This window comes from Rhodococcus sp. HM1 (genome assembly GCF_023218075.1).
Lineage (GTDB): Bacteria > Actinomycetota > Actinomycetes > Mycobacteriales > Mycobacteriaceae > Rhodococcus.
Window position 1 is genome coordinate 11427 of sequence record NZ_JALPTB010000041.1, and the last position, 14256, is coordinate 25682.

Annotated in this window: 9 protein-coding genes; 5 read left to right on the forward strand and 4 right to left on the reverse strand. The window is 67.6% G+C overall.

The features are described from left to right. Window positions 1-606 precede the first annotated feature (606 nt). Entirely contained in the window at window positions 607-6087 is a 5481-nt protein-coding gene (locus M1M07_RS20270) for a carboxyl transferase domain-containing protein (protein ID WP_248675366.1), read from the forward strand. Window positions 6088-6292: 205 nt separating this feature from the next. Here the strand turns inward: M1M07_RS20270 and M1M07_RS20275 are convergent, their stop codons facing one another. Then, complete coding sequence (locus M1M07_RS20275) at window positions 6293-7069, reverse strand: alpha/beta fold hydrolase (protein ID WP_248675337.1); 777 nt, start codon at window positions 7067-7069, stop codon at window positions 6293-6295. A 772-nt stretch (window positions 7070-7841) separates the two neighbouring features. Here M1M07_RS20275 and fabG point away from each other — a divergent pair. From fabG to M1M07_RS20295, 4 genes are all read left to right on the forward strand, one after another. Then, window positions 7842-8678, forward strand: a complete 837-nt coding sequence (gene fabG, locus M1M07_RS20280; RefSeq protein WP_248675339.1) for a 3-oxoacyl-ACP reductase FabG — start codon at window positions 7842-7844, stop codon at window positions 8676-8678. Between the two features lie 43 nt (window positions 8679-8721). Continuing rightward, entirely contained in the window at window positions 8722-10602 is a 1881-nt protein-coding gene (locus tag M1M07_RS20285) for a 3-oxoacyl-ACP synthase III family protein (protein ID WP_248675340.1), read from the forward strand. A gap of 133 nt (window positions 10603-10735) precedes the next feature. Beyond that, window positions 10736-11125 carry an excalibur calcium-binding domain-containing protein gene (locus tag M1M07_RS20290; RefSeq protein ID WP_248675342.1) on the forward strand — a complete coding sequence of 130 codons (390 nt, stop codon included), beginning with the start codon at window positions 10736-10738 and terminating at the stop codon, window positions 11123-11125. Window positions 11126-11209: 84 nt separating this feature from the next. Next, window positions 11210-11566, forward strand: a complete 357-nt coding sequence (locus tag M1M07_RS20295; RefSeq protein ID WP_197255561.1) for a hypothetical protein — start codon at window positions 11210-11212, stop codon at window positions 11564-11566. A gap of 39 nt (window positions 11567-11605) precedes the next feature. Here the strand turns inward: M1M07_RS20295 and M1M07_RS20300 are convergent, their stop codons facing one another. The 3 genes from M1M07_RS20300 to M1M07_RS20310 are packed head-to-tail and all read right to left on the reverse strand — an operon-like array spanning window position 11606 to window position 14223. Next, window positions 11606-12319, reverse strand: coding sequence for a maleylpyruvate isomerase family mycothiol-dependent enzyme (locus M1M07_RS20300; RefSeq protein ID WP_248675343.1), 714 nt, complete (start codon window positions 12317-12319; stop codon window positions 11606-11608). A gap of 6 nt (window positions 12320-12325) precedes the next feature. Beyond that, complete coding sequence (locus M1M07_RS20305; protein ID WP_197255556.1) at window positions 12326-13147, reverse strand: fumarylacetoacetate hydrolase family protein; 822 nt, start codon at window positions 13145-13147, stop codon at window positions 12326-12328. Between the two features lie 5 nt (window positions 13148-13152). Further along, window positions 13153-14223, reverse strand: a complete 1071-nt coding sequence (locus M1M07_RS20310; RefSeq protein WP_248675344.1) for a cupin domain-containing protein — start codon at window positions 14221-14223, stop codon at window positions 13153-13155. Between the last annotated feature and the right edge of the window lie 33 nt (window positions 14224-14256).

Here is a 14256-nt window from a genome sequence, read left to right on the forward strand (position 1 = left end):
GATGGGTCACAGAAGTCGCGGATTCCGCCCGATTTGTCGTGCTCTTTCTTGACAGATGGATGAATTTGTCAAGTTGCCGACGGCATGTGACGGCGATACCGGCGGGTAACCTCCCGATCGGCACCGGCCGCGTGGTTACCCGTCGGTGTTACCCCGGAGTACGTGCGTGACGCTCGCCACACTCCGCATGGTTGACCCTTCATCGAAAGTCCAATTCGCGCTCTGCGCAACGCTTTCCACCACACGAAGGGTGGATGCGCAAGACCCCCAGGGTGTCGACATCCAAAACGTGACAAACCCTCATGTTTGGTCCATGCTTGTTACCGGAAGGATTACCCGTGCAGGGGCGGTCATCGACGACGATGGCCGAATGTGGCGGGAAACCTGCCGCAGAGCCGTCCGCCGGGCCGGGGTCGTCCTGGCACTTCGGACCCATGACCTGCCTTGCCCATCATGAGGAGTCGATCGATCACATGCACACGTCCGCGTTGTCAATTCGTGACATTGTCGGCGTTCTGATCGGTTAATTTGTCTTCCTCATCGGGGCGGAGTTTCGACGAGCGTCGCTACGAGCGCGCACAACCTTGGAGAACGGTGGCAACGAGTATGTTCAAGCGGATCGCAGTGGTCAACAGGGGTGAGGCGGCAGTCCGTCTCATCCGCGCAGTCCGGGAGCTCAACTCCGAGCACAACTACGACATCAAGACGATCGCGCTGCACACCGACGCCGAACGGCGGGCCATGTTCGTCCGCCAGGCCGACGAAGGCGTCACCCTCCGGCCGTCCACCACGGCCGCGACGTCCTACCTCGACCACGCCGAGCTCGAGCGCGCCCTCATCGAAGCGAAGGCCGACGCCGTGTGGGTCGGCTGGGGCTTCGTCGCCGAGGACCCCGCGTTCGCGGACCTGTGCGCCAAGCTGGGCATCACCTTCATCGGCCCGTCCGCCGAAGCCATGCGCCTGCTCGGCGACAAGGTCGAAGCCAAGATCCTCGCCGAGAAGGTCGGCGTGCCCGTCGCGCCGTGGTCCGGCGGTCCGGTCGAGAACCGCGCCGACGCCCGCCGCCACGCCCAGGCCATCGGCTACCCGCTGATCATCAAGGCCCGCTCCGGCGGTGGCGGTCGCGGCATCCGCAAGGTGTACGCGGAGGACGAGCTCGAACTCGCCCTCGAACGCACCCAGGGTGAGGCCGAGCGTTCCTTCGGCGACCCCGTCGTGTTCATCGAGCGTCTCGTCACCGACGCCCGCCACGTCGAGGTGCAGGTCATCGCCGACAACCACGGCAACGTGTGGGCACCCGGTGTGCGCGACTGCTCCATCCAGCGCAAGAACCAGAAGGTCATCGAGGAATCCGCGTCGCCGCTGCTCACCAAGGAGCAGTCCGATCACCTGCGCAAGGTGTCCGCGGACCTGGTGCGTGCCGCCGGATACAGCGGCGCCGGCACCGTCGAGTACCTGTACCAGCCCGACCTGAAGATCTTCACGTTCCTCGAGGTCAACACCCGCCTGCAGGTCGAGCACCCCATCACCGAGGCCACCACCGGCATCGACCTGGTGAAGCTGCAGATCCTCGTCGCCGCCGGCGAGGCCCTGCCCGGCGACTGCCCCACCGAGTTCGGGCACGCCGTCGAGGCCCGCCTCAACGCCGAGGACGCCGACAACGGCTTCGCTCCGGCGCCCGGCACCGTGCAGCTGCTGAAGTTCCCGCTCGGCTCCGGTCTGCGCGTCGACACCGGTATCGCCCAGGGCGACGTCATCCCGCCCGACTACGACTCGATGGTCGCCAAGATCATCGCGTGGGGCCGTGACCGCGACGAGGCCCTGGCCCGTCTGCGCACCGCGCTCCGCGAGACCACCGTCGTCCTCGACGGTGGCACCACCACCAAGTCGTTCCTGCTCGAACTGCTCGACCGCACCGAGGTCATCGACGCCTCCGCCGACACCGGCTGGCTCGACCGCACCGGCGCCGGCACCGCCACCGGCCCCAGCCGGGTCGCGGACGTCGCGCTGATCTCCACCGCCATCGACGTGTACGACGCCGACGAGGCCCGCGAGCGCGCCGCGTTCCTCACCTCCGCGCGTGGCGGCCGCCCCCGCGCCGGCCACACCGTCGGCCGCAAGATCGAGCTGAGCTACCAGGGTCAGGCCTACGAGCTGTTCGTCGGCCAGGTCGGCCCGCACCGCTACCGCGTCGAAACCGGCAGCGGCGAACTGGATGTCGACGTCGATCGTCTCGGCGAGTACGAATCGCGCGTGACGGTCGCCGGACATCGCCACCATGTCGTCTCCATCGCCGGACCCGCGCACTTCCTCGTCGAGGTCGACGGTGTCAGCCACCAGATCAGCCAGGACGAGGCCGGTGTCGTGCGCACGCCCGCACCCGCCGTCGTCGTCGCCGTGCCTGTCGCCGTCGGCGACGAGGTCGAGGCCGGCCAGACGCTCGTGGTGCTCGAGTCCATGAAGATGGAAACCGCCGTCCGCGCACCCTTCGCCGGCAAGGTCCGCGAAGTCCTCGCGGTCGTGAACTCGCAGGTCGACGCGGGCGCTCCGCTGCTGCGCGTCGACCAGGTCGCCGAGGAGACCGTCACCGCGGTCGTCGAACGCGTCCAGTTCCCGGCCCCCGCGCCCGCGATCACCGGTGACGCCGGTGCCGACGCCCTCGCGCGCATCGACGCCCTCGAAGCGCTGATCACCGGCTACGACGTGTCCGCCAAGCGCACCGCGACCCTGCTGAGCGAGTACGACCGCCTGCGCAGCGAGGCCGGCAAGCAGTGCGATCTGGTCCGCGCCGAGCTGTCGCTGCTCACCACGTTCGCGGACGTGTGCGAGCTCTCGCGCAACAGGCCCACGCAGGACGAGGAGTCGGGCGACAACCGGGTGCACAGCCCCCGCGAGTACTTCCACGGCTACCTGCAGTCCCTCGACGTCGAGGTCGGCGGCCTGCCGGACAGCTTCCGCACCCGCCTGTCGCGCGCACTGCGTCACTACGACGTCGATTCGCTCGACCGCACCGGCGAACTCGAGGAAGCCGTCTACCGGCTGTTCCTGGCGCAGCAGCGCATCGAGACCGCGGTGCCGGTGGTGTCGGCGCTGCTCGAGCGGTGGCTCGCGAACGTCGAGACCCCGCGGCGCCTGTCGCACGAACTCAACGAGGTCCTGGACCGGCTGATCGTCGCCACCCAGGTGCGCTACCCGCTCATCGGTGACGCCGCCCGCAACCTGCGGTTCCGGTTCTTCGAGGAGCCGGTCATCCGCAAGGCCCGCGAGCAGGTGTACGACGGGGTGCGCGGCAGCCTCGCGTACCTCGCCGACAACCCTCAGGCCGCCGACTACGCGCAGCGCATCGAGACCCTCGTCGCGACGCCCGAGCCGCTGATCGACCTGCTCGCGCAGCAGATCACCCGCCCGGAATCGGTGCCGGGACCGCTGCTCGAGGTGATCACCCGCCGCGCCTACAAGATCCGCACCCTCGAGGACGTGCAGTCCTACACGGTCGACGGCCGCCAGTTCGTCACCGGAAACTTCGACCTGCGCGGCACCCGCCTGTACCTCATCTCCGCCGAGGCACGGCATGCCGAGCTGTCGGCCGCGCTCGACTCGGTCGAGGCCGCTGCGAAGCCGCTGCCGAGCATCGAGAACCTCGTCGTCGACCTGTACGTGGCGTGGAACGACGCCCCGGCCGACGCCGACGCCCAGGCCGAGGCGCTGCGCACCGAGCTGCTCGCCCGCCCGGTCACCGCCACGGCTCGCCGCGTCACGGTCACGGTGTGCCACACCGACACCGCCGAGGAGCACGTCTTCACGTTCCGCCCGTTCGCCAGCGGATACGCCGAAGAGCACAACATCCGCGACATCCACCCGCTGACCGGTCAGCGACTGGATCTGTGGCGGCTGAAGAACTTCGTCGGCACCCGCCTGCCCGCGAACCCGGACACGTACCTGTACCACCTTGTCGCCAACGAGAATCCGTCCGACGAGCGGTTCATCGCGCTCGCCGAGGTCCGCGACATCGCGCCGCAGCGTGACGAGACCGGTGCGATCGTGGCGCTGCCCGCGTTCGAGCGGGCGCTGGCCAGCTGCCTCGACGGCATGCGCCGGGCGCAGGCCGCCCGCGGCAACCGCCGCCTCGACTCGAACCGCGTGGTGCTGTTCGTGTGGCCGGTCGTCGAACTGACCCTCGACGAGCTCAAGCGCGTCGGGCAGGGTGCGGCGCCGATCACCGTCGGTGCCGGGCTCGAGGAGATCACCGTCATCGGCTGGCTGCGCGACAACCCGGAATCCCCGGCACGCGAAGTGGCGCTGCGGTTCTCGTACCGCTCCGGCGCCGGCGTCGTCGCCCGGGTGACCGAGCCGCCGAAGGAGCCGCTGAAGCCGCTCGACGAGTACACCCAGAAGGTCCAGCGCTCCCGGGCGCGCGGCACGGTGTACCCGTACGAGCTGGTTCCGCTGCTCACCAAGGGCAACGGCAGCTTCGTCGAATACGACTTCGACGCCTCCGGCGAGCTCGTACCGGTGGACCGCCCGTACGGCCGCAACACCGCGGGCCTGATCGTCGGCGTCGTCACCACCAAGACCGCGCGGTACCCCGAGGGCATGACCCGTGTCGCGCTGTTCGGCGACCCGACCAAGGCGCTCGGCACGGTCGCCGAGGCCGAGTGCTCCCGCATGGTCGCCGCGATCGACCTCGCCGAGAAGCTCGGCGCCCCGGTCGAATGGTTCGCCCTCTCCTCCGGCGCGACCATCTCGATGGACTCCGGCACCGAGAACATGGACTGGGTGTCGCGTGGCCTGCGCCGCATCATCACGTTCACGCAGAACGGCGGCGAGATCAACGTCGTCGTCACCGGCATCAACGTCGGCGCGCAGCCGTACTGGAACGCCGAAGCGACGATGCTCATGCACACCAAGGGCATCCTCGTGATGACCCCCGACAGCGCGATGGTGCTCACCGGTAAGCAGTCGCTCGACTACTCCGGTGGTGTCTCGGCCGAGGACAACTTCGGTATCGGTGGATACGACCGCGTCATGGGCCCGAACGGGCAGGCGCAGTACTGGGCACCGAACGTCTCGGCCGCCGTCGAGATCCTGTTCGGGCACTACGAGCACGCGTACCTCGCACCGGGAGAACGCTTCCCGCGCAAGGCCGAGTCGAACGACCCGATCGACCGCGACGTCCGGGTGTACCCGCACGTGCACCCGTCCAGCGACTTCACGACCGTCGGGGACATCTTCTCCTCGGAGACGAACCCGGATCGCAAGAAGCCGTTCGACATCCGCACGGTGATGCGCGCCGTCGTCGACCAGGACCACGCGGTGCTCGAGCGCTGGGCCGACATGGCCGACGCCGACACCTCCGTGGTGTTCGACGCCCACCTCGGTGGCCACGCGGTCACGGTCGTCGGCATCGAGTCCCGCGCGATCGCCCGCAAGGGCTGGTTCCCGACCGACGGACCGGACCAGTGGACGTCGGGCACGCTGTTCCCGAAGTCGTCGAAGAAGACGGCCCGCGCGATCAACGCGGCGAGCGGTAACCGGCCGCTGGTCGTGCTCGCGAACCTGTCGGGCTTCGACGGTTCCCCCGAGTCGCTGCGCAACCTGCAGCTGGAGAACGGCGCCGAAATCGGCCGAGCCATCGTCAACTTCGACGGCCCGATCGTGTTCGTCGTGGTCTCCCGCTACCACGGTGGCGCGTTCGTGGTGTTCTCCGGCGCACTGAACGAGAACATGGAAGTGCTCGCGGTCGAGGGCTCGTTCGCGTCGGTGCTCGGTGGCGCACCCGCCGCGGCGGTCGTGTTCACCCGCGACGTGAACAAGCGCACCGCGTCGGACCCCCGTGTCGTCGAACTCGAGGCTCAGCTCGCCGCCGCCGAGGACGGCGAGAAGGCCCGCCTCGGTGTCGAACTCGCGACGCTGCGCACCGCGGTGCGGTCGGAGAAGCTCGGTGAGGTGGCCGCCGAATTCGAGGCGATCCACAACATCCAGCGCGCCCAGGAGGTCGGTTCGGTGCACCGGATCGTGCCGGCAGCCGAACTGCGTCCGCAGATCATCGCCGCCATCGAACGAGGCATCGCCAAGACCCTCGCGTAACACGGCAGTAGCCGAAGGGCCCCGCACCTATGCAAGGTGCGGGGCCCTTCGGCGTCTCGTGCTGTGGGTCGTGGGTGTGGTTGTGGCCCGCGGTTTTCCGAGCGAAAGTACCGCTCGTCTCCTCAGACCGACCGAATGTGCCACTCGCTCGGAAGGGGGCGGGGTTCGCTCGGAAGGGCGGCAGGTTCGCTCGGGAGAACCGGGGTCAGTCGAGGGTGCGGATCCAGTCCGCGACCACTCGCGCGACGTCGTGGGGAGCCTCGGGGATCAGCGCGTGCCCGCAGCCCGGAATCAGGGCCGTGGTGACCTTGTCGGCGCCGAATTCGTCGACGAGCTCGCTGCGGGTCTCGGCCGGACGGAAGACGTCCTCACCGGCCTGTACGTCCAGCAGCGGCGACGGCGCGACCGTCCACCACGATTCCTTGTCGGTCGCCGCCATCGCGGCACGCTGGGCGATGATCGCTTCGGGCCACCAGCCTCCCAGCCACTCGGACGGGTCGTGACCGGGCGCGAAGAACACCGCGGCGAGTTCTTCCAGGCGTTCCTCGTCCGGCAGGGTCAGATCCGAGCACCGGGCGACGCGTGCGGTCAGCGAACCGGGGAAACGTCGGGCGCCGGCGGCGAGGACGGCGACGCCGCGCACCAGGTCGGGCCGGTCCGCCGCCAGCACGCGGGCGACGTAGTGGCCGAAGGCATGACCGGCCACCACGGCCGGTGCCGCATCGAGGCGCTCGAGCACCTCCGCGACGTCCCGAGCGAGATCGTGGAGGTCCAGACCGTCCATCGGGCCCGTGCTCGCGCCGATGCCACGCGGCTGGGGACGCAGCACCCGAAAACCGGCTGCGGCGAGATCGTGTGCGACAGGATCGAAGTCGAGGGAATCGCGTCCGAGGGACGGCAGCAGGACGACGGTGGGACCGGCGCCGTCGACGAGCACCTCCATCCGGACGTCGCCGAATCGGACCGTCTGGTTGTCACCCATGTCCGTCACCCTAGTGGGCCCTTGTGGGTGCACCCGATGGCCCCCTCTCCGGCACGGCGTGTCAAATCGGACGGATACCTCGGATCGGTGTGGCACCGAGCGCCAGTCAAACCCCAATGTGACCATGTTCACATCGGACGGGTCACTTCTTGAGGAGTCAACACGGACAAATGTTTCCGGTCCGTGACCTCGAACTATTGCTGCACTCAGTGCATTCCACACGCGGTCGGCAGCCTTACCCGCCACCGATGCACTCGCACGTCGTACTTTCGCTTGTACCAACGATTTTCAAAACATACCGACCGAATGTTGCTCATTATCTTGATACTTCAACCTCGAAACTCACGTACGCCAGTTCCCCTCGGCAGGTAAACAATTGGTGAAGTCCACCCGAACATGCCGTTGGCACGTACCCATCGGTACATGCTGGACGTATGACCAGTTCGATGCCCGAGACGGGCCCATCGAACGTCCAAATCTCTTCTGCACCCGCATTTTTCGAATTTCGGACCGCTTCGGTGGGGCCCAAAGTCCTGACCGCGAGACAGACATGACAAACCACGGGGGATGCTGCAGGATCGTTGTTGTCAGCAACCACCCCCGCGATTGAGATTTCGATCCTTTCGGCCCACAGCGGTTTTCGCCGCAACCTCGGAAAGCAGCAGGGGCATCCGAGGAGAGGGGCCGGGGTGCCGGCCGAACCCGACGACGGTTCGCGCTCGCATCGACACACCACCTCGCGTCGAGGACGACCAGAGCAGGAGAATACGAAATGACCAGCACCCTCGAACCGTCGACCACCACTGCCACCGCACCCGGTAACAAGCTCCGCGGACGCGTCGCATTCGTGACAGGCGGAACCCGCGGGATCGGTGCGGCCATCAGCCGCAGCCTCGCCGCCCAGGGTGCAACCGTGGCCGCGGGTTACGGCCGCAACACCGAACAGGCAGCGCAGTTCCTCGACGTTCTCAACGGTGAGGCCGGGGAAGGTGCCGGCATGAGCGTGCACCAGGGCGACGTGTCCGACCCCGCCGAGTGCCGCCGTACCATCGACGAGGTGATCGAGCGCCACGGCCGTCTCGACATCCTGATCAACAACGCCGGCATCACGATCGACCGCACCGTCCCGAAGATGACCGACGACGACTGGAACACCGTCATCTCCGTGAACCTGTCCGGGGCCTTCTACCTCGCGCAGGCCGCGATGAAGCACATGCTCCCCCGCGGCACCGGGCGCATCGTCAACGTCTCGTCCGTCATCGGCGAGACCGGCAACATCGGCCAGGCGAACTACGCGGCGTCCAAGGCCGGGCTCTTCGGCCTCACCAAGACCCTCGCCCGCGAGGCGGCGTTCCACCTCGCCCGCGCCGGCAAGCTCAACGACGGTGGCATCGGCCTGACCATCAACACCGTCACCCCCGGCTTCGTCGCCACCGAAATGGTCGACGCCATCCCGGACAAGGTGCTCGACCAGATCAAGGAGAGCATCCCGGTCAAGCGCCTCGCCCATCCCGACGAGATCGCACGAGTCGTGCATTTCCTCGCCGCCGACGCCTCCTCTTACATCACCGGCCAGGTGTGGGGCGTCAACGGCGGCCTCGACATGTGATCATCTCCAGTTCCACAACTATCCCGAACGGCGAATCGTCCACATGCAGCAATTCGAAGTGAATCGACACGGTCGAATCGTATTTCCGTGCAACTTCTTTCCCGATCTCGACTTCTCGACGATCACAAGTCTCGAGCAGCTCGACTCGATCATCCGGCGTGACTTCGACACGAAGGCGCCGACGGTCTCGGAGATGATCGCGCGCAACGAACGAGGTGCCTACCGGTCGAAGACCGACCTCATGCGCGACATGGCACTGAACGTGTACTGGGCGAATCGTTTCGTCATCACCATGTTCGAGAAGCGTCCGATGCGCTGGGCGGACGTCCCGCGCACCCGCGACGATGTCTACATGCCGGTGATGACCCCGTGGCCCGGCAGCGAAGCCCGCGCCGCGGAGATCGAGGACGCGTTCCGCGCACTTCCCTCCGGGCCTGACGCCACCGCCGAGGAGCACATCTTCGACGTCCTCTTCGACGTGTTCGCCGCGCGCAAGAACATCGCGTCCGACCTTCCGACGGTCAAGCCCACCGTCGCGCAACTGCTTGCCGATCCGAGCAACATGACGTTGCGGCTCGGCGACTACGACCCCGACTTCCGTCGCTACAGCTACGACGAGATCCTCGACGTCAGCGAGGACGTCGCGGAGCTGGAGGCCCTGCACCGCTGGGCGATGGTGCTGCACAACCAGCAGCCGTGGGATCGCACCCAGGCCGAGCTCGTTGCGGTCGAGGACCTGAAGGACGACGACTACGTGGTGGTCCTGCATCCGCGTGATCGTCATGTCCAGCGCTTCATCGCCAAGGCACTGGCCGAGCCTGCGTCCGGCACGCTGCTCGCACCGGTGTCCCCGTACTCGGCGCAGGAGCCGGTCGAACCGGTGCGTCCGTTCCCGCCGATCGACGTGCGGCGCGACTTCGCCGTCCAGCCGCGGATCGAGGCGTTGTCGGCGGTGCACGGCGACACCGTCTGCACGAACGAGGACCTGATCCGCAACTCGGCCTACAGCTGGTCGCCGATGACGGCGGACGAGATCACCGCGAAGACGGGGATCGAACAGCGCCGCTACACCTCGGGCAGTTTCGAGGAGCTCGCACTGAAGGCCGCGAAATCGGCTCTCGCCCATGCAAATCGGGGCCCCGAGGAAATCGGCGGCGTCCTCGTGTGCACGTGCACCAGCTCCCGGCCCATTCCGTCGCTGGCCACCTGGCTCTGCGGCGAACTGGGTATCGGCCAGACGCACGCGGCGTACGACCTGGTCGCGGCGTGCGCGGGCCTGCCGTACGGCCTCTCCGAGGCGACCCGCATTCTGCAGCAGGTCCAGCGACCGGTGCTCGTGGTGTGTGTCGAGAAGTTCTCCGACAAGGTCGGCAACGTCCGACCGTCGCGGATGATCTTCGGTGACGGCGCGGCTGCGATCGTCCTCGGTGTCGCGCCGGAGGGTACCGAAGGCGACATCGAGTACCTGCAGACCTTCGCCGGAGGTCCGGCCAGCGAGATCAACTCGATCATCTGGCCGAACCCGGACTTCGACAACGCCATCACGGTCTACGGACCCGAGGTGAAGTCGCTGGCCGGCCGGTACCTCGGGCAGATGCTCGACGAGCTGAAGGAACTCCCCGCGCCCGACGGACGGCAGGGCACCCTGCTCGACAACATCGACGTGGTCGTTCCGCATCAGGCCAACAAGACGATGGTGCTCGAACTGGCCGCCGCGTCCGGCCTGGCAGCCGACCGGCTGTACTTCAACATCGACAAGGTCGGCAACGCGTCGTCGGCGAGCATCCCGCTCGCGGTCGCCGACGCCGTCCGCGACGGTGTGATCACGGAGCCCGTCCGAGTATTCGCGCCCGGCTTCGGTGCTGGAGCGGTCGCGGGATTCTCGGTCATGCGTATCGATCCGGCGGTCGTCGCGCCGGCCTGATACGCGACACGCGCGGAATTCGGGAGCCGCGCACGGCATCCGGGACTTCGTAACGACAGTCCCGGATGCCGCGATAGTCCGGTTCGGTCGGCCGATCGGCCGACCGAACCGTTTCCCGAAAGGAACAGCACGAATGAAGTTCCGCCGTATCGCGGTTGCCGCGCTCGGCTGCGTTTCGCTCACCGTGGTCGCCCCCACGACCGCGAACGCGTTCAGCCTCACGGATCTGCTGCCGAAGGGTGTCGCCGACATCTTCCCGAGCGGATCCGCCGGTCTGTTCGCACCGCCTCCGCCTCCGCCGCCGGCTCCGGCCCCGGCTCCGGCACCGCTCGCTCCCCCGGCACCTCCTGCAGCTCAGGCACCGGCCCAGCCCGCGCCGAGGCCCGCCCCGAGCACCGGCTACAAGAACTGCACCGAGGCGTGGAACGCCGGTGTCGCCCCGCTCTACCGCGGGGAATCCGGCTACGCGCCGAAGCTCGACGGCGACAGCGACGGCATCGCCTGCGAGAAGGATCCGCGCTGACGGCTCCGACACCGCACTCGTAACGAGGGGCAGTTTCCCGGATCTCCGGGGAACTGCCCCTCAGCGCGTGCGAGGAGCCAAGCCGTGCAGCAGGGAATCGACGACCTCGACGATCAACTCGTCACGCAGCGGGTCGATCGTTCTGTTGTTCGCCATCACCGCGATCCCCTGCAGCGCGGCGAAGTACACGGTTCCGATGATCTCGGCATCGTCGACGAGTTCGTCCTCGACGGTGGAATCGGCGAATCCACTTGGCAGACTTTGGCAGAGCACCTGGATGTGCAGCAGATCCTCGATCTGATCTTCACCATCGGCAGCTACGACACGCTGGCCCGCATGTTCACGTCGCTGCAACTCGGGATCGACGACGACATCGTCGACCTGATGAAGTTGCCGACGACTCCGCCCGAAACCGATGACGGGACCGTTCACCCGGTCTGAGCAGGTGAACGGTCCCATCACCGGGAGTGGGGGCGGGCGTCAGAGCCAGCGGGGAGGAGTGGCCTCTCCACCGGTGACACCGACGGCGCCGCGGCCGGCGGCCCAGCGCACGACGCCGGCGAGCGTACCGCGCACGGTGTGCTCGACGGGAGCGTCCTCGATCACGCGCAGCGGTTCGCGGCCGTCGACCTCGAGGACGAGACCCACACCGAGGTCCTTCTTCCGCCACATACCGACGATGTCGTCGAGCAGCGAATCGAGAACCACCGCAGGGAAATCACCGAAGCGGCCACCGTTGCCGAGGTCGACGGCGTGGATCCACACCTCACGGGTGCGCATCCACGCGGTTTCCTCGGCCGGCACCGTCCGGCCCTGCGCGGTACGGACCTGCGCCTGCCACGCCGACTCCGGAAGGTTCCGCCACTTCTCGTCCAACCGGGCAACGGTGTGCGCGAACAGGTTTCGCAGCGCCGCCGGGTTGAGAGTCGCGCCCTCGGCGATCTCCTGTGCGCGCTGCTCGGTCGACTCGTACATCGGCGTCTCGACACCCGTTGCGGCCCAATCCATCAGCCGGCACAACGCGGCGGCGTTGTAGCCCAGGTGCGCGACGAGGTGACGGCGGGTCCACCCTTCGAGCAGAGTGGGGCCGTCGAGCTCGTCGTCGGTCAGTTCCGCGAGACGCTGCGACAGGTAGGCGGTTCCGCGACGTGCGATGAGCAGCCGCTCGGACAGTTCGAGATCGTTGAATCCCACGACGTCCTACTTGATCACGGTCTTGTTCTTGACGGTGCCGAGGCCCTCGATGGTCACCTCGCACACCTCGCCGTCCTGGATGTAGCGGGCGGGCTTGCGGGCGTGGCCGACACCACCGGTCGTGCCGGTGATGATCACGTCACCCGGCTGCAGGGTCACGATGTGGGAGATGTAGTCGACGAGCTTGGCCGGGGTGAACACCAGATCGTTGGTGTTCGACGACTGCATGACCTCACCCTCGAGACGGGTCTCGATGGCGGTGCCGAGCTGGTAGTCGGTATCCAGGAACGGACCGAAACCGCTGGTCTTCTCGAAGGTCTTGCCCTGATCCCACTGCAGCGTGCGGTACTGGTAGTCGCGCATCGTGTAGTCGTTGATGACCGAGTAGCCGGCGATGTAGTCGGCGGCGTCGGCCTCGTCGACCTGGTAGGCCTGCTTGCCGATGACGACGGCGAGCTCGGCCTCCCAGTCGAGCTGCGACGCGGCGTAGGCGGGGACGACTACGTCGTCGTAGGGGCCGGTGAGGGCTTCCTTGAACTTCGAGAACAGGGTCGGGTACTCCGGCAGGTCGCGGCCCATCTCCTTGATGTGGGTCGCGTAGTTCAGTCCGACGCACACGATCTTGCCGGGTGCGGGAACGACCGGCGCGTAGTCGGCGGCGGCGAGGTCGACGGTCTTGCCCGACGCCTGCTCGGCCACGGACTTCCAGTCGGCGTCGGCGAGCAGGGCCGACAGATCGGCGTAGCCGTCGATCACGGTGGCGCTGGAATCGCTGTCGACGCGGACTGCGGCGGTGCCGCCGTCGAGACGGAGGGTGGCGAGTCGCATGGGGGTCAGGCTCCTTCGGAGATGATGGTGCGGTTGAAATGCAGACGCTCCACGATCGGCGCGTCGGAGAAGGCGAACAGGTCGATGCCGTTGTCGGTTTCGAGCGACCACTCGGTCCAGGACGGCACCACGATCATGTCGCCCTTGGTGACGTCGTGGCTCTTGTCGGCGAGGTGGAAACAGCCCTGTCCCTCGAAGACCTGGAAGACCACCGAGCCGACGTCGCGGCGGGCGCGGGTCTGCGCCCCCGCCCGCAGGCGGTGGAACTCGGCGCGGATCGTCGGCATGACGTCGCCACCGGTGGTGGGATTGGTGTAGCGGATCGCGGCGTGGCCCGGCTCCGGGGTGGCCGCGTAACCCTCGTCCTCGAGGGCGAGCTGCTCGTTGAGCGCGCGGTCGGTGTACACCCAGCGGTAGCACGCGATCGGCGAGCTGGTCTTGCGGTCGACGCCGACGAGCGGACGCAGACCCGGGTGCACCCACAGCCGCTCCGAGCGGGAGATGTCCGGGGTGCCCTCGTCGGTCACGCCTTCGGAGCCGAATTCGAAGAATCCGGTGTCGGTGTAGTTCACGAAGGGGATGTCGAGGCCGTCGATCCAAGCCATCGGCTTGTCGGTCTCGTTGTGGTGGCCGTGGAAGTTCCAGCCCGGCGTGAGCAGGAAGTCGCCGCGGCGCATGGCGACCGGGTCGCCGTTGACCACGGTCCACACGCCTTCGCCTTCGACGACGAAGCGGAAGGCGTTCTGCGAATGACGATGCTCCGGCGCGGTTTCCTTCGGGCCCAGGTACTGGATCGCCGCCCACAGCGTCGGGGTGACGTACGGGACGCCGCCGAGACCGGGGTTGGCCAGCGCGATCGCACGACGCTCACCACCGCGCCCGACCGGCACGAGGTCGCCGGCGCGCTGCGCCAGCGGGTAGAGCGTCGACCACTTCCAGACGAAGGGCACGGCCTTGGAGGTCGGGACCATCGGCATCAGATCGCCGAGCTGGGTCCACAACGGATTCAGGTGTTCCGTCTCGAAGTCGTCGTACAGCTTCAGAAGCTCGGGATCGACAGGCTCGGTGGCAGTCATGAATTCTCCTCTCGGCAACGGTGCATCTCGTTG

Coding starts and splice junctions, on each gene's coding strand:
- fabG (WP_248675339.1), top strand. CDS start 7,842: ATGACCAGCACCCTCGAACCGTCGACCACCACTGCCACCGCACCCGGT.
- M1M07_RS20275 (WP_248675337.1), bottom strand. CDS start 7,069: ATGGGTGACAACCAGACGGTCCGATTCGGCGACGTCCGGATGGAGGTG.
- M1M07_RS20285 (WP_248675340.1), top strand. CDS start 8,722: ATGCAGCAATTCGAAGTGAATCGACACGGTCGAATCGTATTTCCGTGC.
- M1M07_RS20290 (WP_248675342.1), top strand. CDS start 10,736: ATGAAGTTCCGCCGTATCGCGGTTGCCGCGCTCGGCTGCGTTTCGCTC.
- M1M07_RS20270 (WP_248675366.1), top strand. CDS start 607: ATGTTCAAGCGGATCGCAGTGGTCAACAGGGGTGAGGCGGCAGTCCGT.
- M1M07_RS20305 (WP_197255556.1), bottom strand. CDS start 13,147: ATGCGACTCGCCACCCTCCGTCTCGACGGCGGCACCGCCGCAGTCCGC.
- M1M07_RS20310 (WP_248675344.1), bottom strand. CDS start 14,223: ATGACTGCCACCGAGCCTGTCGATCCCGAGCTTCTGAAGCTGTACGAC.